Origin of the sequence: Pseudahrensia aquimaris (assembly GCF_042676045.1) — a bacterium.
GTDB classification, from domain to species: domain Bacteria; phylum Pseudomonadota; class Alphaproteobacteria; order Rhizobiales; family Rhizobiaceae; genus Pseudahrensia; species Pseudahrensia aquimaris.
Window position 1 is genome coordinate 507,268 of record NZ_JBHTJV010000009.1, and the last position, 21,688, is coordinate 528,955.

Here is a 21,688-nt window from a genome sequence, read left to right on the forward strand (position 1 = left end):
ACAACGGGGATCACACGACATGAAATTGGTACGATACGGCAAGGCCGGAGAAGAAAAGCCGGGCCTGATTGATGACGAGGGCAATCTGCGCGATCTGTCGAAAAAGGTGAAAGACATCACCGGCGACACGCTCGACGCCAAGACGCTGAAAATGCTGCGGGAGCTGAACCCGAAAAAGCTGAAAAAGGTTGAAGGCAAACAGCGCTTCGGTCCCTGCGTCGGCAACATTGGTAAGTTTCTCTGCATTGGGCTGAACTACTCCGACCATGCGGCGGAGACAGGTGCCGCCATCCCCGAACACCCAATCCTGTTCTTTAAGGCCAATTCGGCCGTGCAGGGCGCAAACGATCCCGTTTATCTGCCCCGCAATTCCAAGAAGGGCGATTGGGAGGTTGAGCTTGGGGTCGTGATCGGCCGCAAGTGCAAATACGTGACCAAAGAGAAGGCACTGAACTATGTGGCAGGGTATTGCGTCGTGAACGACGTTTCCGAGCGCGAATTTCAGACCGAACTGACCGGCCAATGGACCAAAGGAAAAAGCTGCGACACGTTTGGCCCGACTGGCCCTTGGCTGGTGACGAAAGATGAAGTGAAAGACCCACAAAGTCTGGACATGTGGCTGGATGTTAACGGCAAGCGCATGCAGACTGGCAGCACCAAGACGATGATTTTCACCGTTGCAGAAATCATCGAGCACCTGTCACAACTCATGACGCTGCACCCGGGCGACGTGATTTCTACCGGCACGCCCCCTGGTGTTGGCCTCGGTATGAAACCAAAGCCCGTCTTCCTGAAAGAAGGCGATGTGATGGAACTGGGCATTGAAGGTTTGGGCCAGCAAAAGCAGAAAGTGCGGCGCGATAAATAAAGTGTGCTGCGCGGCGGGATATCGGACCCAAAAAGGTCCAATTCGCCGCGCAGTGTTTTCTTGATTGGCGGCTACAAAGCCCCTATTTTGGAATCGTTCCAAACAACGTGCGATTTGCACGAACCGATTTGCTCCACGGAGACTGAAATGTTCATCCAAACCGAAGCGACGCCAAACCCAGCAACGCTGAAATTTCTGCCCGGCGAGACCGTTGTGCAAAACGGTCCTTTTGATTTCAAATCGGCACAGGACGCTGAGGAGCGTTCCCCGCTCGCAGCCAACCTTTTTGCAATCAATGGCGTAACCGGCGTGTTTTTCGGCTTTGATTTCGTCACTGTCACCAAGGCGGAAGACAAAGACTGGGCGCACCTGAAGCCTGCCATTTTGGGCGGTATCATGGAGCACTTCATGTCTGGCGCTCCCGTCATGCTGTCCGATCAGGCAGAACAGCCGAATCTGGATGAAGAGGTCAACGACGAAGGCTCTGAGGAGATCGTTGCGACCATCAAAGAACTGCTCGAAACGCGCGTGCGTCCGGCAGTGGCGCAAGATGGCGGAGATATCACTTTCCACGGCTACCGCGATGGCCACGTCTACCTGCACATGCGTGGCGCGTGCGCTGGTTGCCCGTCGTCAACGGCGACATTGCAGCACGGAATTCAAAACCTGCTCAAACACTTCATCCCGGAAGTGCAGGCCGTCGAAGCGATCTAAGCCCGTCCGTTCGGGCTTGGATTGCGTGAACAAATCCGGCATTGAGGGACAATCTCGCAAACGGATTTCTCCATGTCGGATTCCATAACAGGCCAGGAAATTGAGCGGTTAATACAACTGCTCGCCCGCTTGCCGGGCCTTGGCCCCCGTTCGGCCCGCCGCGCGGCTCTCCATCTCATCAAGAAAAAAGATGTGCTTATGGCGCCGCTTGCCGATGCGATGGTGGAAGCGGTGGAAAATGTGGTGACCTGCTCCACATGCGGCAATGTCGATACCAGCGATCCCTGCACACTGTGCACAGACCACCGCCGCGACCGAAACACAATCATTGTGGTGGAAGACGTCTCCGACCTCTGGGCGCTTGAACGCGCTGCGGTGTTGAACGCATCTTACCATGTGCTCGGCGGTGTGCTGTCGCCGCTCGATGGTGTTGGGCCCGAAGATCTTACGATTTCGGCACTGGTTGACCGCGTAGCGCAGGGCGGCGTTAAAGAAATTGTCATTGCCGTCAACGCCACAGTCGAAGGGCAAACCACCGCCCATTATATCACGGACCAGTTGGAAGACTTCACCGTCTCTATTTCCCGCTTGGCACACGGCGTGCCTGTCGGTGGCGAGTTGGACTATTTGGACGAGGGCACGCTCTCAGCCGCCATGCGCTCTCGCACCAAATTTTAGACTGCTACAGCCTCGGCAACTTTTTTGCGCCTTGGCTGAACCAATGTTAGCGCTAGCAGCATGATGGCGAGTGATGCCCAAAGCCACGGCGAGTGGGTTTCGCCCAAAACGATTGCGCTCAAAACGACGCCCGCAGGTGTGACGATATAGGCGACTTGGCTGGTGAAGACAGGCCCGGCGCGTGACACGAGCCAGATATACCCCAGATACGCTGCAACGTGCAGAGCGCTGGAGGCAAACAAGGCCCACTCCGACCGGCCCATACCGATCTCAACCGGATTGATAAACGCTCCCAAAGCGACCACCAATGGCACGCAAATCAATGCGCCCAAGATTGAAGCGCCAAGCAAAGTCGCGACTGGGCCGGTGGCTGGCGGGTTTGACAGTGCCAAGTAATTGCCTTCCAGTCCGTAAGCAATCGGTGCGATAAGCGCGACGAAAACGAACAACCACTTCGACGGATCTGGCAGGCTAGCTTCGGGAACAATCAGCAGCGAAACCGCCACTGCACCACATAGAACACCCAATAATCTGCGTGCCTGAATTTGCTCAATCCTCAACAGTACTGCAAACATCAACGAGAACACGGGCACAGTTGCAATTGCCAACGCCATCACCCCGCCGGGGAGATGGAAACTGGCGATGAGAGAAAATGAGTTTGGGACGATTGTTCCGCACAAAGCCACGAAGAGAAAAAACCTCAAATGCCGCGCGTCCAGCACCAGTTTCGAGCCGCGTATCAAGGCCACAGGAGTGAGCAGCACCACAGCAATCACCAATTGCCAGAAAATCATTCCGATTGGATGATGGCCCGTTTCAACAGCGATTTTCTGAGCCGGAACAGTGCAACCCCACAGGAACCCGAAGGTCAGCAGGCAGGCAAAAAGCATCCATTTGGGTAGTGGTTTGTCCACCGTTGCCTCACGCTTCAGAGCAAAGCGCAGTCTAGGGCCTTTACTAAACGTTGCGCAATCAAGCGCGTGACGTTTGTCCTATTCTGCCTCCGCCCATCCGGCAGAAATCATCGCGTTGAGTTTAGCCACGTCGGTCAGAACCAGCGCTCCGGTGGTTTTGTCCAAAACCCCGGAACGCTTCATGTTTGCAATCTCTCGGGATACCACTTCCCGCCGCGTGCCAATGCGCGAGGCCAGTTCCTTTTGCGTTGGCGGGGGGCTGATAGAACGCTGGCCTTCATGTCCCATGCGCGGCTTTGAAAGGCGCAGGAGCTCGCAGTAGAGCCGATGTTTGGTTTGCAAAAACGAGTGCTCTGCCAGACGCGTGTTAAGCGAGCGAACACGACTTGCCAGGATGCTCATCACCGAACGATTAACCGAACGATGGCTGTCCAGAAGTTCAAGAAACACATTTTGCGGCATAATGCATAATTGGCATTTGCTCAGCGCGGTGACGTTGGCCGAGCGGGAATGATTGTCGATAGCCGCAATTTCTCCGAAGAACTCGCCATCCTTCATTTCGGTCAAAATCATCTCTTTGCCGGTAGCGATGCGCAAGATTATACGCACCCATCCAACGGTCAAAAACCGAACATCGCGGGTGTCTTCCTCAAAGTCTATGACCAGTTCGTTGGGTTCGTAGCTTCGCCACGTACACCGCTGATCGAGCGCTTGAATATGCGTTTCATCGAGTTCAGAAAACAGCGAAAACGCTGAAAGAGACTGCATGGCGTTACCCAAGAATTAGCCATAAAAAACTATTCTTGAATCCTAAGCCATTGCGGTCAATAGACTTATTGGATTCAGCTTGGTGGAGTTTCATTCTGCTCCAGCGCATCGCCAACCAGATAGAGCGACCCCGCAATCAGAATGCGCCGCTCACCAGCAGGCTCGATTGACGCCAAGGCAGTTGCCAAATCGGGAGCTGTTGTAACGGAAAGCCCGCAACTGCGCGCCACGTCGGCTAACGCTTTTGGTTCCACACCCGCGTCGCTGGAGACGATCGGGACGCAAACTACATCGGGCTGGTAACGCACCAGATTGTCGAAATAGCCCTTCGGGCCTTTTGTCGTCAGCATACCGCAAATCAGCGTCAGCGGTTTCGGGCTGATGCGGTTGCGAGCATCCAGCCAATCGGCAATCGCCACCGCTGCACCCGGATTGTGCCCACCATCCAGCCAGATTTCCGCGCCGTCCGGTGCGGCCTGAACCAGTTTGCCATGGTCAAGAGATTGCATTCTGCCATGCCAAAAGGCGGTCTCAATGCCTCGCTCTATGGCTTTATCCGTCAACGAAAAACCACGATCTGCAGCGAAGCGCCGACAGGCAGTGATAGCGGTGGCCGCATTTTCGATCTGATGGCGGCCCTGCATTTTTGGCAGGGGAAGGTCGAGCAGAACATCCTCGCCCTGATATACCAGCCGTCCGTCCTCCGCTTGGGCGGAAAAGTGTTGACCTGCGGCGATTACATCCGCCTTTTGACGCGCCGCCTGACGTTCAATCACATCCAGTGCATCGTCTTCTTGTACCGACACAACCACGGGAACGCCGGGTTTGATTATACCCGCTTTTTCAAACGCGATCTTCGCAATCGTGTCGCCAAGATACGCCTCGTGGTCTAGCGATATGGGCGTGATTACTGACAGATCCGTGCGTTCCATGACGTTGGTTGCATCGAACCGTCCACCAAGACCAACTTCAACAAGTGCGACGTCCGCTTCGTGTTCGCTGAACAAAACGAACATGACTGCCGAAAGCACCTCAAAAACCGTTATCGGCTTGCCGCCATTGGCCTCGGCCACACGCCGGATAGCGTCGGCAAACACCGCATCATCCACCAATGCACCCGATGCGCCCGTGCGGCCCATGCGATAGCGCTCGTGCCAATTGACCAGATGGGGCGATGTGTGGACGTGGACGGAAAGACCCACAGCTTCCAAAATCGCGCGAGTGAACGCGATGGTCGAGCCTTTGCCGTTGGTTCCCGCAAAATGGATGACCGGCGGCATGGTGTTTTGCGGATTGCCGAGTTTTTCCAGCAGGCCCATCATTCGATCCAACGAAAGATCGAAGCCCTTGGGGTGAATTTGCATCAGCGCTTCAATGCGCTCGGCAGCACTGGTCATGGCGCGGGCCTCAAAAGAGCGAAGTCTGTCAGTCTGCTTTCGAAGCCGATTTTTCGGGTTTGCCTTCCGCTTTTACCGTCGGCGCTTCGTTAGACGCTTCTTCTTCAACGATCTCTATCTCTTCACGCTTGGGCTGCTTTGTCAGCAAAGATAGTAAATCGCCAATCGTTTCGCGAAGCTGAGTGCGTGGCACAACCATGTCGACCATGCCGTGTTCCTTTAGATACTCTGCGCGCTGAAAACCTTCAGGCAGCTTTTCGCGGATTGTCTGTTCAATCACGCGCGGGCCGGCAAAACAGATGAGCGCGCCCGGTTCGGCGATGTGAATATCGCCCAGCATCGCATAAGAGGCAGACACGCCGCCTGTGGTGGGATTGGTGAGCACGACGATATAGGGAAGACCGGCTTCTCGCAGCATTTGCACAGCGACCGTGGTGCGCGGCAATTGCATGAGGCTCAAAATACCTTCTTGCATCCGAGCGCCCCCCGATGCGGTGTACATGATAAACGGTGTTTTGCGCTTCACCGCTTCCTCCATCGCTTTCACGATGGCTTCCCCAGCCGCCATGCCAAGCGAACCGCCCATGAATTTATATTCATGAACGGCGCAGGTGACTTCCATGCCAAACAGTTTGCCGACAGCGCCCATGATGGTGTCGTCCATCTTGGTTTTGGTCCGGCTCTCTTTCAGCTTGTCAATGTATCGCCGCTCGTCGCGAAACTTCAACGGATCTTGAGCCACTTCTGGCTGCTTCAAAACCTCAAACGCGCCATCGTCATAAAAATGGCTCAGCCGTTCTGCGGCTGGAATATACATGTGATGGCCGGACGAAGGCACAACCCACTGGTTGGCCTCCAAATCCTTGTGAAACACCATTTCGCCGCTCTCGGGATCTTTGATCCAGAGGTTCTCCGGCATGTCACGGCGGGAAAAAAAATCAAACTTTGGGCGAACGTAGTCGGAGATCCAGTTCATCGCATCGCTCTTTGTTGCGCGGTCGACCTGCGCCGCTGATGGTGTCGGCTTAATATGGAGCCTGCATCCCGAATTGCCAATTTTTTGCGCCCATGACCAGAACGATGCCTCTACGCACGCGCGTTGCGCACACCTTCTGCGATCTGCGAGACCAATGCGAGTGGCGCGGAAACCGTCTCGCCACCGGCAATTCCGTTGGTCAGGCTGTCTGCCACTGTTGAAACGATGGCCGAGCCAACCACCACGCCATCCGCCGCACGCCCAATCATCGCCGCCTGCTCCGCATTGCGAACGCCGAAGCCCACGCAGATCGGTAGGTCGGTCTTTGCTTTGATATGGGCAACCGATTGGGACACTTGGGTTGGGTCCGGGGTCGCTGCACCCGTAATGCCGTTGATCGAGACGTAGTAGACAAAGCCGGACGTGTTGGAGAGCACTTTGGGCAGACGCTTTGCGTCGGTCGTTGGCGTTGCCAGACGGATGAAGTTCAGGTCGCGCTTGGTGGCGGGAATGCACAATTCCTCATCCATTTCCGGTGGTAGATCGACAACGATCATCCCATCAATGCCAGCCTCAAGCGCCTCGTCAAGAAACCGCTCCGGCCCATATTGATAGATCGGATTGTAATAACCCATGACCACGATCGGCGTCTCTTTGTCCGTCTCACGAAACGCCCGCACCATCGCAAACGTGGCCGCCATCGTGTGACCACCTTTGAGCGCCCGCAGACCGGCCGCCTGAATGGCAGGGCCATCGGCCATAGGGTCAGAAAACGGCATACCAAGTTCAATCACATCAGCCCCCGCCGCTGGCAGGCCCTTCATGATCTCGATGGAAGTCTTCAAATCCGGATCGCCGCCCATGAAATAGGTGACGAAAGCAGGCCGGTTCTCTTCCGCCAATTTGGCGAAGCGTGTGTCCATGCGTTGGGTCATGTTTTAAAGCTCCACGCCCAAATGTTCGCTGACAGTGTGCACATCTTTGTCGCCACGGCCGCACAGGTTCATCACGATGATCTGGTCTTTGTCCATGGTCGGCGCGCGTTTGATGACTTCGGCGAGCGCGTGGCTGGGTTCGAGTGCGGGGATGATGCCTTCAAGCCTGCACAGCAGCTGGAACGCTTCGAGCGCTTCGGTGTCCATAATCGGCACGTATTCGACGCGGCCAATGTCTTTCAGCCATGAATGTTCCGGCCCGATGCCGGGATAATCCAGCCCCGCAGAAATCGACGCGCCTTCCTCGATTTGGCCTTCGGAATCTTGCAGCAAATAGGTGCGGTTGCCGTGAAGCACGCCAGGCTTGCCTGCGGTCAGCGAAGCACAATGCTCGTCGCCTTCCAGACCTTTGCCACCCGCCTCAACGCCGACGATCCTCACGTCTTCATCATCAAGGAACGGGTGGAACAGGCCGATAGCGTTGGAGCCACCGCCGACGGAGGCGATAAGCATGTCGGGCAAGCGGCCCTCGGCGGCCATCATTTGCTCGCGGCACTCTTTACCGATCACGCTTTGGAAGTCGCGCACGAGTTCCGGATAAGGATGTGGGCCAGCGGCTGTTCCAATAAGGTAATAAGTGTCTTCAACATTTGTCACCCAATCGCGCAGAGCTTCGTTCATCGCGTCTTTAAGCGTGCCGGCACCTGATTCCACAGGGACGATCTCAGCACCCAACAGTTTCATGCGGAACACATTGGGCGATTGGCGTTTCACGTCCTTCGCGCCCATGTAGACAATGCAGGGGAAGCCGAAACGGGCGGCAACCGTCGCCGCTGCAACGCCGTGCTGGCCCGCACCCGTTTCCGCGATAATCCGCGTTTTGCCCATGCGCTTGGCAAGCAAAATTTGCCCCAAGCAATTGTTGATCTTGTGGCTGCCGGTGTGGTTCAGCTCGTCTCGTTTGAAATAAACCTTAGCGCCGCCCAGATGTTCGGTCAGCCGCTCTGCAAAATAAAGCGCGCTTGGGCGGCCCGTATAATGGGTGTTGAGGTTTTCGATTTCGGCATGAAAAGCCGGATCGTTCTTGGCGGTTTTATACGCTTCATCCAGTTCCAAAATGTTCGGCATAAGCGTTTCGGCTACGAATCGACCGCCGAAAATACCGAATTGGCCGTCGTCGTCTGGCCCCATGCGGAATGAGTTGGGTGACTGAACGTTCATAACAAATACTCTCTCTACGCGCCCGTTTTGGAGGCTTCCAGCAGGGCTGCTATCTTGGCCATGTCTTTAACACCCGGTGCGCTTTCAACGCCAGATGAAAGATCGAGACCAACAAGTCCATTCGCCGCATCGCGCACAAGGGCGATGGCTTCTTTAACGTTGGATTGGTCTATCCCACCTGACAGTAAAATGGGCGTTTGGCTTTGCAAATTCTCCACCAACGACCAATCAAAAGAAACGCCATTGCCGCCGGGCAGTTCAGCGCCCTTTGGCGGCTTGGCGTCCAGCAACAACAGATCAACGTGGCCTTCATAGATTTGCGCCCGCGCCAGATCATCAATCCCGCGCACGGCAAGCGCTTTCATCACGGGCAAACCGTACCGCGACTTCACCTCTGCGACACGCTCCAGGCTCTCGCTGCCGTGCAATTGCAACAGATCAGGTTCCATCGTCCCGACAATCGCATCGAGATAGGCGTCATCTGCATCGACACTCACAGCAACCGTCTGACAATCGCCCGACAGCGCCACCAAATCTCGCGCTTGCTCTGGCGAAACGTGGCGAGGGCTTTTCACAAAGAAAATAAAGCCCAAATGCGAAGCCCCGCCGTCGCGGGCTGCGATCACGGATTCGGGCGTTGAAAGACCGCAGATTTTGACGGGTATGCTCATGGTGCGTTTGCTGCCACGCAGCGCCAGCAGAGTCTAGGCAACAACCGCGTGCAGTTTTGCCCCATGCTGGCGCAGCCATGCTTTGTGGGTTTCCATATCGGGGCAAATGTCACGCACATGCGCCCAGAAGCGGTCCGAATGGTTCATTTCACGCAAATGCGCCACTTCGTGTGCGGCCAGATAGTTCAGCACTTCGGGCGGCGCCAGAATGATGCGCCACGAAAAATTGAGCGCACCTGAAGACGAGCACGAGCCCCAGCGGCTTGTTGTATCCCGCATGGTGATCGATTTGGGTTTCACGCCCAAGGCATCGGCGTAATGAGCAACTGCTTTGGTCAAATCCTGCTTGGCTTGGCGCTTGAGAAAATCCGCCACTTTGCGCGGCAGAAACTTCGGATCGCCGAAAACGCGGATGACCTTCCCATCGTCTTCCATGCCGATGGAAACCACGCCCCGCCCGATGCCGGAATGAACGATCCTGTGTGGCACGCCGCGCAAGGGTATGGTCACCCCATCGGCAATACGGGTAACTTCCGGCAAGCGCGACAGGCGCGAAGCGGCCCAGGCGCGGTTGCGTTGCAAAAAGCCATCGACCTCATCTTCCGGCGTTCCCGGTGGAACGGTGACTTTCAGGCTCTCTTCGGTTTTTGACGCAGGCACGAGCCGCAACGTCAGCCGCGACGTGCGCGGATTTTCCACGACACGGACATCAACGTTGCGCCCATCAATTTCGAGCAAGGTCCAGCGTTCAACTTTGCCTTGCTTGGGCGGAGGGCGTTTTTTGAGAAGATTGAGCATCATCGCTTTATAGATGATTCGTTGCCGGGTCCGCCAAAGAAAAAGGGCGCACCCCGAGAGCGCGCCCCATCGATTGTTGGCCGATAAAATCGCAGATTACGTTGTAACCTGACTCTTCACCTGCTCTTCAGCCATCCGCTGCTGGAACAGGGCTGCAAAATCAACCGGATCAATCAACAGCGGCGGGAAGCCACCGTTGCGCGTTGCTTCCGCGATGATTTGGCGTGCAAACGGGAACAGCAGACGCGGGCACTCGATCAAAATCGCAGGGGCGACCGATTCTTGCGGCATATTCTGCAAGCGGAAAACGCCACCATAGGTCAACTCCACGTTGAACATTGTATCCGCGCCTTCACCGGCGCTTGCATCCATTTTCAGCTCGACTTCAAAGTCGGTTTCCGAAAGCGGGTTTGCGTTCACATTGATGTTGATGTTGATCTCAGGCGACTTCTCGCGTGGGCGCAGCGAATGGGGGGCATGTGGGTTTTCAAAGGAAAGATCCTTGATGTATTGCGCCATAATGCCCAGCGAAGGCGCGCCACCCTCAGCTGCACCGCCGGCTGCTTCTGCCGCTGGCGCTTCGTCTTTTTTCGATTTCTTAGGTGCAGCTTTTTTGGCCATGTCGGCTCCCATTCCTGTTGTCTTGTTCGCGCAGGCTAAGGCAACCCGCAAATTTCGTTACGCGCGGTAACATGCGCGATGATTTCAGGCAAGCAAAGCTCGTTCTAACAGCAAGTGCGTCAGTCTTTTTTCCAGGGTGAATTCGGATCGCGGTCTTGGACATGGTATTCGTTGTCATCAAGATCGATCACATCATCCGACGCATAAGGACTGCTCGGTTCCCGGTCCCTAAAGGCGGCATCCATTGGTGTAACCACCGTGATTCGCGATGAAAGGAACTTCCAGATCGCGCCTCGAACGCCTGGTACGAACAGCAGAAAACCCAGAGTATCGGTCACAAAGCCCGGTGTGAGCAGCAGAATGCCTGCGACAAGGATCATCGCACCATCACCCAGAGCGCGACCGGGAACACGGCCAGCGTTGGTTTCTGTCTTGATCGTCTCCAATATCGCAAAACCCTGACTGCGGAGCAGGAAAGTGCCGATAATCGCGGTGACCAGGATCATCAGCAACGTCAGACCAATGCCAATTTGCTGGCCGATGGCGATAAATGCAGCGATCTCGACAATCGGCACAACCAGCAACATGAAGGGTATGAGGGCAAAGGGCATAGCATTCTTTCCAAAAAAGCGTCTTGTAGCCATCTTAAAGGATATGCTGACGGCGTGTTTCTTACATAGGTATTGCTGCGGCCATTTGAATGGTTGTCTCAAATCGCTATATGAAGCCTAACACCTGCTCTATTGGGCATGCCTCCTGTTTGCGGCACCAAATTAGAAGATCGAAAGATACGCACCATGGAATTCGACATTTTCACCTTGTTGCCGCTTGCTGTGGCGATCTTCGTATTCTGGCGTTTGCGTCAAGTTCTGGGCACCAGAAATGGAAATGAAGCGCCCCCGCCATTCAATCCTTACGACGACAAGAAGGATGCTGCTGATGGCGCGGAAGCGGCTGAGGCCAACGACAATGTGGTCACTTTGCCCGGCTCACGGACCCGCCGCGCGACAGATGAGGCTGGCACGGACGCTGTAGCCGAGCGTATCGAGGCGATCGCTGGCAAGAAAAGCGCGCTGAAGCAGGGCCTGACCGCCATCCGTTCCCGTGATCCCAATTTTGACCCGGATGAATTCATCGACGGCGCAAAGATCGCCTATGAAATGATCGTTACCGGCTTTGCCGATGGCGACAAACGCGCACTTAAAGGACTCCTGTCCCGTGAGGTCTATGATAATTTCGAAGCCGTAATCGACGAGCGCCGCGAGCGTGGCGAGCACGTTCAGGCGAGTTTTGTGGGTATCGAAAAAGCTGACATCGACTCAGCCGAACTGGTCAAGACAGAGGCGCAGATCACTATGCGGTTTGTCAGCCAGATGATTTCTGCCACGCTTAATGAAGCCGGTGATGTGGTTGATGGAGATTTGCAGGAAGTTGCCGAAATCGTCGATGTTTGGACTTTTGCGCGCCCCGTGAAGTCCCGCGATCCAAACTGGAAACTCGTTGCTACCGATGCTTAATTTCGCGCAGTAGCTGCCGTGGAAACTGCATCCCTCAAGCCGCTTAGCTTTGATTCCATCAAGGGGTGGGCGCAGGACGATCACGCTCAAGCCTTTGCCGCTTTCCTGCGCAGCGCACGCCGCATGGCGCAAAAGCCCTACAAGACCCGCGCGCTTGGCGAAGACGGGACTGCTTTAGCCGCTATTGGCGAAAAGGCCCTGGCGGCGGACAATACAAGCGCCTCTGATGCAAAAGTTTTTTTCGAGCGTCATTTTCAACCGCACCATGTAATGCCTCAGCAAGATGCCGCCGCTGGTTTCATGACAGGCTTCTTTGAGCCGGAGATGCAAGCATCACTCCAGCAAAGCGAAGCCTTTCCCGAACCACTGTATGCCCGTCCGCCTGAGCTTGTTGATCTCAATGACGATAACCGCCCGCCGGAATTGGACGAGACTTACCGCTACGGCTGGCTGGCGAATGGAAAGATCGTCCAAAGCCCGGACCGTGGTGCCATCAATGCCGGAGCCCTTGCGGAGCTTGGTCTTGAAATCGCGTGGATGCGTAACCGTGTTGATGCGTTCTTCATTCACGTTCAGGGCGCCGCGAAGTTGATGCTGCCCGATGGTGAAAGCCTACGCGTTACCTATGCTGGAAAAACCGGTCATCCTTACACATCATTGGGCCGCTTGTTGTGCGAGCGTTTGGGCGTGACAACCGCGCAAATGACCAGCGACGTGCTGCGCGACTGGATGATGGAGAATCCCGCTCAACTTGACGAGGTTCTGGCGCATAACCGTTCATATATTTTCTTTGAAGCAAGCGAGGCAGGCGAAGTTGATGGTCCAATCGCAGCTGCAAAAGTGCCGCTCATGCCCCATCGCTCTCTTGCAGTAGACCGCAGCTTGCACACATTTGGCGTTCCGTTCTTCATTTCCACCCACACACCGCTGCCGGGCGAAACCACACCGTTCCGCAAGCTGATGATCGCCCATGATACGGGTTCCGCGATTGTTGGGCCGGCACGTGGCGATATTTTCTGCGGCACGGGTGATGCTGCGGGGATGCAAGCTGGACGTATTCAGCACGCTGCAGACATGATCGTGCTCATGCCAAAGGCGCTGACGGTCTGATGAAACGCAAAATGTTATCAGGCGAAGACAAGCATTTGTGGCGTCGCGTCGCACGCTCAACCACGCCGATGTCGGAGCGTAAGCGTGATTTGGAATCGGAACTGGCCGCCTTGCTTGAGGACAGCACGAGCCAACACTCGCCACCGCCAGCCTTCCGCAAAGTTCACCCGCCACAACCGCCTCATACGCGGCCGTCGCCTGCGCCAGCAACGCCCAGCAGCCACAAGCCTTTGACGCCTGCCCAACCCATTGACCCGCCCGTGCTGAAGAAGCTCGCCAAGGGCAGGCTCGACGTCGATGCTAGGCTGGACCTGCATGGCATGACCTCGGACCGCGCGCGATTTGCCTTGGTGGATTTCCTCGAACTCTCGCGCGCCGCAGGACACCGCATCGTTTTGGTGATTACCGGCAAGGGAATGGACGGCCGCGGTGTGTTGCGCCAAAGCCTGCCACATTGGCTGGAATTGCCGCCGTGCACACATCTCGTCAACGGCTTCCGTGTTGCCCATCCGACACACGGCGGCGATGGCGCCTTTTATGTACGCTTGCGGCGTCCGCGTGAAAAAGGCGGCAGGGGCCTTCGCTGATATGGTAACGCGGCGCGGTATCAAAAACAGTGAAAATTGGACACCGTTGGGTATCTACCTGCGCGACAAACGCGCTGCGTTGGGCATATCGCAAAAAGAAATGGCAGCGGGGATCGGCGTGTCTTCTGCGTATCTATCTGCGCTGGAACACGGCAAACGCGGCAAACCTTCTTTCGCGTTGCTGCAAAGGATTATCGGTTATCTAGGCGTGATTTGGGACGAGGCGGAGGCCGTAGAACGCCTTGCACAATTGTCGGATCCAAAGGCGGTGATCGATACCTCTGATCTGTCCGACAAGGCCACCTTGCTGGCATGTTTGATCGCGGAAGATATTGCTCACTGGGATGAAGAGACAATTGAACGTCTTACTCAAGCGCTGCCGAAGACTTGAGTTGACCTAAAACAGCGTGCGCAGATCGCTGAGCTTATCGTTGATCAACCAGCCGTAATAGTTTTCCTGCGGCAGCAGCGCGGCCTTGCCTTGTGCTTTGCGCCGCTTGTTTTTTGCCGCCAATTGTCGGGCCCGTATCGTTACATTGCCAAGATTGTAAAGCGTCGCTGTCACACCGGGATTTTGCGAAATGTCGTAGCCGGCGGTTGAGCGATAGACGTCAATCGAATGGCGCAACACGGCGGCCATATAAATCAGCGTCGAGTCCGGCTCCATGATCGTATTGTAAACTTCTGGTGCACGTGTTGCCCGAAGGCGCGGCTCGCGGGGAAATTTCGAGCGAACGAGGTCATTCACCTTTAGCGCCGTCAGCGGGTTTAGCTGGCCAAGACCGAATGTCTGACCTGCGTAAAGTGGCTGGAAGAACACGCGCCCAAATCGTGAGTTGGGCCAGCGCTTTCCGGCAACTGTTTTGCCCCGATACGCCGTGTTCCAAACGGACTCGCGACACGTCCACTTGTCATAATCGCTGCGCAGCGATCCGCACTTCTTAAAAGCTGGCTGGTTGATAAGCTCAACCACCGATACCCCGTCATATTCAAACGAAAGTGATTGGCCGAGATAGGACAGCGCCTTCGTGTAATAATTCTGGAGGCGGTCGTAAGCGTCCACATTGTAGGTGTGCTCGCCCACAAGCGCTCCTGCGATATGAATCGGATCAATGCCAAATGCTTTTGCTGCGCTGTTGATTTTGCCGCGCAGCTTCTTGTCCCGCGCTAGTAGATTTCGGATTTTCAGATACTTTTTATCGAACGTCGTTTTGCGTGCCTTTGTGCGTTTGATGGAGCCCCCCGGAATTTTCGGCTGCGTCGCATTGCGGTTCCCAGGAGGCACAACACTTGCCGCAAAGCTCGGCGTTATCTGCAAAATTGCAAAGACAAGGGCTGCGAAGAATATCGAAAAGCGGGTCATGGAAATTAAACGGGCAGGGCGTGAGCGGATATGATGCCTCTATAGCCGTTTTCCACCGTGATGTCGTGGCGGAAAAGTGACGCCTGCGCAAATTCGGGGGTGGTCCAACGCCCTTCCAAGCCCTAAATGGCACTCAGGACGAATTTAGCACCGCCGAGAGGGCAAGCGCATGAACAACGCAAAACAATTTTACATAAACGGCCAATGGGTTGATCCAATAGATGGCACTGACCTCGACGTAATCAATCCATCAACCGAAGAAGTTGTGGACACGATTTCGCTCGGCGGCACCGCTGATTCTGAAGCGGCAATCGCTGCGGCGAAGACGGCTTTCAAAACATGGGCTTGGTCGACCAAGAAAGAGAGACTCGATCTGATGCGCTCGATTCTCGATATCTATAACAAGCGCGCCGACGAAATGGGCGAAACAATTTCCAAGGAAATGGGCGCTCCCGTTGATATGTCAAAGACATCTCAGTCGGGCACGGGCTCATATCACATTCAGGGCTTTATTGACACGCTGGAGGAATTCGAATTCGAGCGCCCGCTGCGCGAAGACGCTCCGCGCGACAAAATTTTGTACGAGCCAATTGGCGTTTGCGGCCTGATTACACCGTGGAACTGGCCAATGAACCAGATCGCGCTGAAGGTCATGCCCGCACTCGCCACCGGCTGCACCATGATCTTGAAGCCATCGGAACTGTCTCCGCTGTCCGGCATGTTGTTTGCCGACATTCTCCATGAGGCGGGGGTGCCCAAGGGTGTCTTCAATTTGGTGAATGGTGATGGCCCCGGCGTCGGCACAACGCTGTCTGGCCACAAGGATGTGGACATGGTTTCCTTCACCGGCTCAACCCGCGCTGGTCGTCTGATCACCAAAAATGCTGCTGAAACAGTCAAGCGCGTATCGCTGGAACTGGGCGGCAAGGGCGCGAACATCGTGTTTGCCGATGCGCCAGAAAAAGCGGTTCAGCAGGGCGTGATGCGGTGCTTCAACAACACTGGACAATCGTGTAACGCACCGACCCGCATGTTGGTCGAGCGCTCACGCTACGACGAGGCTGTGGAGCAGGCAAAGGCACAAGCCGAAAAAACTGCCGTAGACCTCGCTTCCCGCGAAGGCCGCCACATCGGCCCTCTCGTCTCGCAGATGCAGTATGACAAAGTGCAGGCGCTGATCGAGGCTGGTATCAAAGAAGATAAAGCGACATTGGTTGCCGGTGGTTTGGGCCGCCCCGACGGCATGAACCGCGGCTATTTCGTGCGCCCGACGATCTTCGCCGATTGCCACAACGACATGAAGATCATGCGAGAGGAAATTTTCGGACCTGTTCTGGCGATGATGCCCTTCGACACCGAAGAAGAAGCCATCGAAATCGCCAACGACACCGACTACGGGCTTACCAACTACATCCAGACCGAAGACGGCGAAAAGGCCAATCGCGTCGCCCGGCGCATGCGCACGGGCATGGTGGACATGAACGGCATGGGCCGCTCGGCTCGTTCGCCCTTTGGTGGTTACAAACAGTCCGGCAATGGTCGCGAAGGCGGTGTTTGGGGTATGGATGAGTTCCTCGAAGTCAAAGCCGTCGGTGGCTGGTTCCCAGACGCACCCAACGGCTAAGCACTCGCCAGAAGGAATACGACTATGGCTGATCCGGTTCTCTATGAAAAAGATGGCCGGATCGGCCGCATCATCCTCAATCGTCCCGAACGGATGAACGCTATCGACGATGATCTGCCTGCTGCTCTTGAAGACGCGGTAAAGCGGGCGGACACTGACCGCGGTGTGCATGTGATGATCTTGTCTGGCGCTGGCAAAGCATTTTGTGCTGGCTATGACATGGCCGAATATGCCGCCGATCCCGACAATCCGTTCACGCAAGACATGCCATGGGATCCGCTGCAGGATTACCAGTTCATGTGGGCCAACACGCAGCACTTCATGTCTATATGGCGTGCGATGAAGCCAGTCATCTGCAAGGTTCACGGCTATGCTGTAGCCGGTGGTTCCGACATCGCGCTGTGCGCTGATCTTACTTACATGGCTGACGACGCGCAGATCGGTTACATGCCTGCCCGTGTTTGGGGTTGTCCGACGACAGCCATGTGGGTCTATCGGCTTGGCCCAGAAAAGGCGAAGCGCATGATGCTGACAGGCGATAAGGTCTCCGGCAAAGAGGCGGAGGAGATGGGCCTTATTCTCAAGTCTGTTCCAGCTGAAAAGCTTGATGATGAGGTCGAAGCCATGGCCGCGCGAATGGCGTCGGTGCCGATCAACCAACTCGCCATGCAGAAAATGGTAATCAATCAGGCCATCGAAGCGACCGGCTTGATGAATACCCAGCGCCTCGCCACACTGTTTGATGGCATCACCCGTCATTCGCCTGAAGGGATCAACTTCAAACACCGCTCTGAAAAGGTGGGTTGGAAACAGGCTGTGAAAGAGCGCGACAAAGGCACCTATGATTGGACCCGCGACGAAGAGATTTAGCCGCATGGCGTTTTCGCAGCCAACACTCACGTTATGGGGTAGAGAGAAAACCGTCCTTTAAGACTGGAAGTCCCCATGCCGCGCAAAGCCCTCACCATTTTTCTTGCAGGTCTCGCCACAATGAACCTGTTTAACGCCACCGCCTCAGAAAGTGGGATCGAAACCCCGAAATACGCAATTATCGAGCAAGCTGATGGTGTGGAGCTGCGCGTTTATTCTCCACGCATCGTCGCTGAGGTAACCGTTGCTGCCCCGTCGCGCGAGGCGGCGTCGAGCATGGGCTTCGGTCCGCTGGCCAACTACATTTTCGGTCAGAACATCAGCTCCGATAAAATCGCAATGACCGCACCCGTGACGACCACGCCGCAAGCGGGTGAGAAGATTGCCATGACGGCGCCTGTGACGACCGCCCCTAGCGAAAGCGGCAGCTACACCGTGCGCTTCACCATGCCATCCAAATGGACGATGGAAACACTGCCCAAGCCGCTGGACGAGAATGTAAAGCTGGTTCAGCTTGAGGAGGAGCGCCGCATTGTCTTTGGTTTCATAGGTCCGCGCACGCCGGAGCGCATTGAAGCGGCTGAAAAGGCGTTAGCGGAATTTGCTGAAGCCCGCGATCTGGAAGTGGCAGCAGCGCCCGCAATTGCCGGATACAGCTCTCCCCGCGTGCCGCAGGCTGATCGCAAGTGGGAAGTTTGGCAGGATTTGCGCTAAGCTCGTTTTATGCGCCCTGACGATCTTCTCCACCCCACGCCCAAGGGCCTGTATTGCCCGCCCGGCGATTTCTATATTGATCCCGTTCAGCCCGTCGAAACCGCGCTGATTACCCACGGCCATGCGGATCATGCAAGGGCAGGGCACGACACGGTTTTCGCCACACAGCAAACGCTCGACATCATGGCCATCCGTTACGGGGCAGACCACTGCACAGCTCCCCACGCTGTTGATTTACGCGAGACGTTTTCGCTGAACGGTGTGACAGTCGGCTTCTACCCCGCTGGCCATGTGCTGGGTTCAGCACAGATTCTGGTCGAATTCGACGGCACCCGAATCGTCGCATCGGGCGACTATAAGCGCCGTAAAGACCCGACCTGCGAGCCATTTGAGCCCGTCGCCTGCGACGTGTTCATAACAGAAGCCACCTTCGCGCTCCCCGTCTTCCGCCACCCCAACGACCGCGCCGAAATCGACAAACTTATAGCTTCCGTGCGCCAATTCCCCGAAAGCGCCCATCTGGTTGGCGTCTATGCCTTGGGTAAGGCGCAGCGGGTCATCAGCCTTATCCGCGGGGCTGGCCACAACGCTCCCATCTACATTCACGGTTCGCTGGCCAAATTGTGCGACTACTACGAAAGCCAGGGAATTGATCTGGGGGTTCTGGAACCGGCAACGGTGGCCAACAGCAAGAAGGGCGACTTTGCGGGCGCGATCGTGCTTGGCCCGCCATCGGCCTTCACCGACAAATGGGCACGGCGCTTCCCTGACCCAATCACCTGTTTCTGCTCCGGCTGGATGCAGGTGCGCCAACGCGCCAAACAACGCGGCGTCGAACTGCCCATCATCCTGTCCGATCACTGCGACTGGGACGAACTGCTCGACACAATTTTGGAAGTCGCCCCCAAGGAGGTCTGGGTCACCCACGGCCGCGACGACGCGCTGGTGCGCTGGTGTACCATGAACAACATCAAAGCCCGCCCGCTTCATTTGGTTGGGTATGAGGATGAGAACGAGTGAAATCCTTCGCCCACCTTCTAGACCGCCTAGTCCTCACCCCATCGCGCAATCAGAAGATTGCTTTGATGGTGGATTATTTTTCGCGCACGCCGGACCCGGATCGGGGCTATGCGCTGGCGGCGATTACGCGGGATTTGGATGTGGCTTCGGTGAAGCCTGCCATGTTGCGCGAGCTCGTGGCGGAGCGGATGGACGAGGAGTTGTTTCGGCTTTCCTATGACTATGTGGGCGATTTGGCGGAGACTGTCGCATTGGTTTGGGATGCCGACCGGCGCACCATGAAACCGGGGGCAGCCCCCGCCCAACCCGCTTCAAGCGAGGAAGCTATCCCGCTCACGCTCACCCACATCGTTGAAACGCTGAACAGCCTTGGCAAGACGCAGGCCATGCGGCAGGTGGCGGATTGGTTGGATCAACTGGACGCTTCTGGCCGCTATGCGCTGCTGAAACTCATTACCGGCGGCATGCGGATCGGCGTGTCGGCACGGCTGGCCAAACAGGCGCTGGCGCAACTGGGCAACCTTGATGTCATCGAAATCGAGGAACTCTGGCACGGGCTGGAAATCCCCTACACCGATCTCTTCGCCTGGCTGACGGGCGGCGCGCCGAAGCCCAAACACCTCGCTGCCGCACCCTTTCGCCCTGTCATGCTCGCCAATCCGCTGGCCGATACCGACATGCGCAAACTCGATCCGCAGGACTATGCGGCTGAGTGGAAATGGGACGGCATTCGCGTTCAGGTGACGAGTGAGGCGGGCACGCGCCGTCTCTATTCGCGAACCGGTGACGACATTGGCCGCGCCTTTCCCGATTTGCTGGAGCGTATGGATTTTGAAGGTTCGCTCGATGGCGAACTGCTGGTGGGCCGTCCGCAATCCGATGGCACGATTGAAGTGGGTTCGTTCAGCGATTTGCAGCAGCGGCTTAACCGCAAGACGGTCTCCAAGAAGCTGCTCGCCTCCCATCCTGTCTTCGTGCGGGCCTACGATCTGCTGGCCGATGGAAGCCGTAACCTGCGCGAAGACCCTTTCAGCGACCGTCGAAAGCGGCTGGAAGATTTTCTGCCAAACCTCGACACGACAGGGTTTGATCTGTCGCCATTGGTTGAATTCGAGGATTGGGATCATCTGGCCAGCACACGCGAAAACCTGCCCCATCCGGTGATCGAAGGGGTGATGATCAAGCGGTGGGACTCGGTCTATGTGCCCGGTCGCCCCAAAGGCCCGTGGTTCAAATGGAAACGCGACCCGATGCTGATCGACGCCGTGCTGATGTACGCCCAGCGCGGCCACGGCAAGCGCTCAAGCTATTATTCGGACTACACGTTCGGCGTCTGGAAGGGCGATGAACTCGTGCCCGTCGGCAAGGCCTATTTCGGATTCACCGACGAGGAACTGAAGCAGATCGACAAATATGTCCGCGACAACACCCGCGAGCGCTTCGGCCCCGTCCGGTCAGTCACTGCCAACCGGGGGCAAGGCTTGGTGTTGGAAGTCGCCTTCGAGGGCCTGCAACGGTCAACGCGTCACAAATCCGGGGTGGCCATGCGTTTCCCACGCATTTCCCGTCTGCGCTGGGACAAGCCGCCGAACGAGGCGGACACGATTGAAAGCGTGGAAGCGCTGTTGGCTTAATCGCGCCCCGCGTAAAACACGCACAGGTGGTTGACGAAACACGTCTCGCATTTGGGTGCGCGTGAGGCGCAAACCTTCTTGCCAAATTCCAGCAACCAGAAATGTCCATCGCGCTTGGCCCAGTCGGGTGTGCGGTCTTCGAGGCTTTGCGCGGTCTGCGCTTCGGTCTTGCCCTGCGCCAGGCCAGTGCGGTTGCAGACGCGGTGAACGTGGGTGTCCACCGCGATAACGTCGTGGTCAAAGGTGAAGCTCATCACGATGTCCGCGCATTTGCGCCCGATCCCGGGCAGGCTCATCAGGCCCTCGCGGGTTTGCGGCACCACGCCGCCATGATCGTCGAGCAGCGCACGGCACATCTTTTTCAGATTGCGTGTTTTCGTGTTGTAGAGGCCAGCAGGCTTGATCGCCTGTGCCACCACGTCATCGTCCAGTGCCAATATCCCGCCGGGCGTATCGGCCAGCGCGAACAATGCCTGTGAGGCGGCAGCCGTGTTTTGATCACGGCTTTGGGCGGACAGCATGCACGACACACAAGAGCGAAAAGGGTCCGGCTGATCTTTCGGGCCTTTGGCAGTCGGCGTTCGGCCCGGCATGTTGCTTTCCATCAGCCGGTAGAGCTCTTCCACCTGTTTGGGCTTCAGCAGGTCTTCGGCAAAGGCTTTGCGTTTGGCTTGACTCATAGAGTTCT

At 56.5% G+C, this 21,688-nt stretch carries 24 protein-coding genes; 12 read left to right on the top strand and 12 right to left on the bottom strand.

Features of this window, described 5'->3' with window-relative positions; translation table 11 throughout:
• Positions 1–19 precede the first annotated feature (19 nt).
• The 3 genes from ACFQ14_RS11170 (at position 20) to recR (ending at position 2,260) form a co-directional block, all read left to right on the top strand.
• A complete protein-coding gene (locus tag ACFQ14_RS11170; protein WP_377212809.1) occupies positions 20–868 on the top strand; it encodes a fumarylacetoacetate hydrolase family protein in 849 nt (282 codons plus the stop codon).
• Positions 869–1,015: 147 nt separating this feature from the next.
• On the top strand, positions 1,016–1,582 hold the full coding sequence (locus ACFQ14_RS11175) for a NifU family protein (protein ID WP_377212810.1): 567 nt from the start codon (positions 1,016–1,018) through the stop codon (positions 1,580–1,582).
• Positions 1,583–1,654: 72 nt separating this feature from the next.
• Positions 1,655–2,260: a recombination mediator RecR gene (gene recR, locus ACFQ14_RS11180; RefSeq protein WP_377212811.1), complete on the top strand. Its 606-nt coding sequence runs from the start codon at positions 1,655–1,657 to the stop codon at positions 2,258–2,260.
• On the opposite strand, the gene ACFQ14_RS11185 is transcribed toward recR, so the two are convergent.
• From ACFQ14_RS11185 to ACFQ14_RS11230, 10 genes are all read right to left on the bottom strand, one after another.
• A complete protein-coding gene (locus tag ACFQ14_RS11185; RefSeq protein ID WP_377212812.1) occupies positions 2,257–3,174 on the bottom strand; it encodes a DMT family transporter in 918 nt (305 codons plus the stop codon). The two genes, recR and ACFQ14_RS11185, sit on opposite strands and share 4 nt — an antisense overlap.
• A gap of 78 nt (positions 3,175–3,252) precedes the next feature.
• On the bottom strand, positions 3,253–3,942 hold the full coding sequence (locus ACFQ14_RS11190; protein ID WP_377212813.1) for a Crp/Fnr family transcriptional regulator: 690 nt from the start codon (positions 3,940–3,942) through the stop codon (positions 3,253–3,255).
• A 74-nt stretch (positions 3,943–4,016) separates the two neighbouring features.
• Complete coding sequence (locus tag ACFQ14_RS11195; RefSeq protein WP_377212814.1) at positions 4,017–5,339, bottom strand: bifunctional folylpolyglutamate synthase/dihydrofolate synthase; 1,323 nt, start codon at positions 5,337–5,339, stop codon at positions 4,017–4,019.
• 28 nt (positions 5,340–5,367) lie between these two features.
• The gene (gene accD / locus ACFQ14_RS11200; protein ID WP_377212815.1) at positions 5,368–6,315 is read right to left on the bottom strand and encodes an acetyl-CoA carboxylase, carboxyltransferase subunit beta; all 948 of its coding nucleotides are present in this window, start codon (positions 6,313–6,315) and stop codon (positions 5,368–5,370) included.
• Between the two features lie 110 nt (positions 6,316–6,425).
• A complete protein-coding gene (gene trpA, locus ACFQ14_RS11205) occupies positions 6,426–7,250 on the bottom strand; it encodes a tryptophan synthase subunit alpha (RefSeq protein ID WP_377212816.1) in 825 nt (274 codons plus the stop codon).
• 3 nt (positions 7,251–7,253) lie between these two features.
• A complete protein-coding gene (trpB, locus tag ACFQ14_RS11210; RefSeq protein WP_377212817.1) occupies positions 7,254–8,471 on the bottom strand; it encodes a tryptophan synthase subunit beta in 1,218 nt (405 codons plus the stop codon).
• Positions 8,472–8,485: 14 nt separating this feature from the next.
• Positions 8,486–9,142 carry a phosphoribosylanthranilate isomerase gene (locus tag ACFQ14_RS11215; RefSeq protein ID WP_377212818.1) on the bottom strand — a complete coding sequence of 219 codons (657 nt, stop codon included), beginning with the start codon at positions 9,140–9,142 and terminating at the stop codon, positions 8,486–8,488.
• A gap of 33 nt (positions 9,143–9,175) precedes the next feature.
• A complete protein-coding gene (locus tag ACFQ14_RS11220; protein ID WP_377212819.1) occupies positions 9,176–9,940 on the bottom strand; it encodes a M48 family metallopeptidase in 765 nt (254 codons plus the stop codon).
• Positions 9,941–10,036: 96 nt separating this feature from the next.
• The gene (secB, locus tag ACFQ14_RS11225) at positions 10,037–10,561 is read right to left on the bottom strand and encodes a protein-export chaperone SecB (protein WP_377212820.1); all 525 of its coding nucleotides are present in this window, start codon (positions 10,559–10,561) and stop codon (positions 10,037–10,039) included.
• A gap of 119 nt (positions 10,562–10,680) precedes the next feature.
• Positions 10,681–11,172 (bottom strand): FxsA family protein, encoded by a 492-nt coding sequence (locus ACFQ14_RS11230; RefSeq protein WP_377212821.1) that lies wholly within the window; start codon positions 11,170–11,172, stop codon positions 10,681–10,683.
• A 186-nt stretch (positions 11,173–11,358) separates the two neighbouring features.
• Between ACFQ14_RS11230 and ACFQ14_RS11235 the strand changes: the two genes are divergently transcribed.
• From ACFQ14_RS11235 to ACFQ14_RS11250, 4 genes are read left to right on the top strand one after another with little or no spacing between them, the layout of a single operon-like run.
• Entirely contained in the window at positions 11,359–12,078 is a 720-nt protein-coding gene (locus ACFQ14_RS11235) for a Tim44/TimA family putative adaptor protein (RefSeq protein ID WP_377212822.1), read from the top strand.
• 18 nt (positions 12,079–12,096) lie between these two features.
• Positions 12,097–13,188, top strand: coding sequence for a murein transglycosylase A (mltA, locus tag ACFQ14_RS11240; protein ID WP_377212823.1), 1,092 nt, complete (start codon positions 12,097–12,099; stop codon positions 13,186–13,188).
• Positions 13,188–13,775 carry a Smr/MutS family protein gene (locus ACFQ14_RS11245; protein ID WP_377212824.1) on the top strand — a complete coding sequence of 196 codons (588 nt, stop codon included), beginning with the start codon at positions 13,188–13,190 and terminating at the stop codon, positions 13,773–13,775. The genes mltA and ACFQ14_RS11245 overlap by 1 nt, the downstream gene beginning before the upstream one ends.
• A 1-nt stretch (position 13,776) precedes the next feature.
• A complete protein-coding gene (locus ACFQ14_RS11250) occupies positions 13,777–14,166 on the top strand; it encodes a helix-turn-helix domain-containing protein (RefSeq protein ID WP_377212825.1) in 390 nt (129 codons plus the stop codon).
• 6 nt (positions 14,167–14,172) lie between these two features.
• Here the strand turns inward: ACFQ14_RS11250 and ACFQ14_RS11255 are convergent, their stop codons facing one another.
• Positions 14,173–15,138: a DUF1402 family protein gene (locus ACFQ14_RS11255; RefSeq protein WP_377212826.1), complete on the bottom strand. Its 966-nt coding sequence runs from the start codon at positions 15,136–15,138 to the stop codon at positions 14,173–14,175.
• A 169-nt stretch (positions 15,139–15,307) separates the two neighbouring features.
• Here ACFQ14_RS11255 and ACFQ14_RS11260 point away from each other — a divergent pair, with 169 nt between their 5' ends.
• From ACFQ14_RS11260 to ACFQ14_RS11280, 5 genes are all read left to right on the top strand, one after another.
• Positions 15,308–16,762, top strand: coding sequence for an aldehyde dehydrogenase family protein (locus tag ACFQ14_RS11260; RefSeq protein WP_377212827.1), 1,455 nt, complete (start codon positions 15,308–15,310; stop codon positions 16,760–16,762).
• A 24-nt stretch (positions 16,763–16,786) separates the two neighbouring features.
• The gene (locus ACFQ14_RS11265; protein WP_377212828.1) at positions 16,787–17,632 is read left to right on the top strand and encodes a crotonase/enoyl-CoA hydratase family protein; all 846 of its coding nucleotides are present in this window, start codon (positions 16,787–16,789) and stop codon (positions 17,630–17,632) included.
• Positions 17,633–17,707: 75 nt separating this feature from the next.
• Positions 17,708–18,346, top strand: coding sequence for an SOUL family heme-binding protein (locus ACFQ14_RS11270; RefSeq protein WP_377212829.1), 639 nt, complete (start codon positions 17,708–17,710; stop codon positions 18,344–18,346).
• Positions 18,347–18,355: 9 nt separating this feature from the next.
• Entirely contained in the window at positions 18,356–19,366 is a 1,011-nt protein-coding gene (locus tag ACFQ14_RS11275) for a ligase-associated DNA damage response exonuclease (protein WP_377212830.1), read from the top strand.
• Entirely contained in the window at positions 19,363–21,000 is a 1,638-nt protein-coding gene (locus ACFQ14_RS11280; RefSeq protein ID WP_377212831.1) for a cisplatin damage response ATP-dependent DNA ligase, read from the top strand. Before ACFQ14_RS11275 ends, ACFQ14_RS11280 begins: the two co-directional genes overlap by 4 nt.
• On the opposite strand, the gene ACFQ14_RS11285 is transcribed toward ACFQ14_RS11280, so the two are convergent.
• On the bottom strand, positions 20,997–21,680 hold the full coding sequence (locus ACFQ14_RS11285; RefSeq protein ID WP_377212832.1) for an endonuclease III domain-containing protein: 684 nt from the start codon (positions 21,678–21,680) through the stop codon (positions 20,997–20,999). The two genes, ACFQ14_RS11280 and ACFQ14_RS11285, sit on opposite strands and share 4 nt — an antisense overlap.
• Positions 21,681–21,688 lie beyond the last annotated feature (8 nt).

What these genes read in the sequence shown, in the direction of transcription:
- ACFQ14_RS11170 (WP_377212809.1), top strand. Translation starts at nt 20, where the DNA reads ATGAAATTGGTACGATACGGCAAGGCCGGAGAAGAAAAGCCGGGCCTG.
- ACFQ14_RS11175 (WP_377212810.1), top strand. Translation starts at nt 1,016, where the DNA reads ATGTTCATCCAAACCGAAGCGACGCCAAACCCAGCAACGCTGAAATTT.
- recR (WP_377212811.1), top strand. Translation starts at nt 1,655, where the DNA reads ATGTCGGATTCCATAACAGGCCAGGAAATTGAGCGGTTAATACAACTG.
- ACFQ14_RS11190 (WP_377212813.1), bottom strand. Translation starts at nt 3,942, where the DNA reads ATGCAGTCTCTTTCAGCGTTTTCGCTGTTTTCTGAACTCGATGAAACG.
- ACFQ14_RS11195 (WP_377212814.1), bottom strand. Translation starts at nt 5,339, where the DNA reads ATGACCAGTGCTGCCGAGCGCATTGAAGCGCTGATGCAAATTCACCCC.
- accD (WP_377212815.1), bottom strand. Translation starts at nt 6,315, where the DNA reads ATGAACTGGATCTCCGACTACGTTCGCCCAAAGTTTGATTTTTTTTCC.
- trpA (WP_377212816.1), bottom strand. Translation starts at nt 7,250, where the DNA reads ATGACCCAACGCATGGACACACGCTTCGCCAAATTGGCGGAAGAGAAC.
- trpB (WP_377212817.1), bottom strand. Translation starts at nt 8,471, where the DNA reads ATGAACGTTCAGTCACCCAACTCATTCCGCATGGGGCCAGACGACGAC.
- ACFQ14_RS11215 (WP_377212818.1), bottom strand. Translation starts at nt 9,142, where the DNA reads ATGAGCATACCCGTCAAAATCTGCGGTCTTTCAACGCCCGAATCCGTG.
- ACFQ14_RS11220 (WP_377212819.1), bottom strand. Translation starts at nt 9,940, where the DNA reads ATGCTCAATCTTCTCAAAAAACGCCCTCCGCCCAAGCAAGGCAAAGTT.
- secB (WP_377212820.1), bottom strand. Translation starts at nt 10,561, where the DNA reads ATGGCCAAAAAAGCTGCACCTAAGAAATCGAAAAAAGACGAAGCGCCA.
- ACFQ14_RS11230 (WP_377212821.1), bottom strand. Translation starts at nt 11,172, where the DNA reads ATGCCCTTTGCCCTCATACCCTTCATGTTGCTGGTTGTGCCGATTGTC.
- ACFQ14_RS11235 (WP_377212822.1), top strand. Translation starts at nt 11,359, where the DNA reads ATGGAATTCGACATTTTCACCTTGTTGCCGCTTGCTGTGGCGATCTTC.
- ACFQ14_RS11245 (WP_377212824.1), top strand. Translation starts at nt 13,188, where the DNA reads ATGAAACGCAAAATGTTATCAGGCGAAGACAAGCATTTGTGGCGTCGC.
- ACFQ14_RS11250 (WP_377212825.1), top strand. Translation starts at nt 13,777, where the DNA reads ATGGTAACGCGGCGCGGTATCAAAAACAGTGAAAATTGGACACCGTTG.
- ACFQ14_RS11255 (WP_377212826.1), bottom strand. Translation starts at nt 15,138, where the DNA reads ATGACCCGCTTTTCGATATTCTTCGCAGCCCTTGTCTTTGCAATTTTG.
- ACFQ14_RS11260 (WP_377212827.1), top strand. Translation starts at nt 15,308, where the DNA reads ATGAACAACGCAAAACAATTTTACATAAACGGCCAATGGGTTGATCCA.
- ACFQ14_RS11265 (WP_377212828.1), top strand. Translation starts at nt 16,787, where the DNA reads ATGGCTGATCCGGTTCTCTATGAAAAAGATGGCCGGATCGGCCGCATC.
- ACFQ14_RS11270 (WP_377212829.1), top strand. Translation starts at nt 17,708, where the DNA reads ATGCCGCGCAAAGCCCTCACCATTTTTCTTGCAGGTCTCGCCACAATG.
- ACFQ14_RS11275 (WP_377212830.1), top strand. Translation starts at nt 18,356, where the DNA reads ATGCGCCCTGACGATCTTCTCCACCCCACGCCCAAGGGCCTGTATTGC.
- ACFQ14_RS11285 (WP_377212832.1), bottom strand. Translation starts at nt 21,680, where the DNA reads ATGAGTCAAGCCAAACGCAAAGCCTTTGCCGAAGACCTGCTGAAGCCC.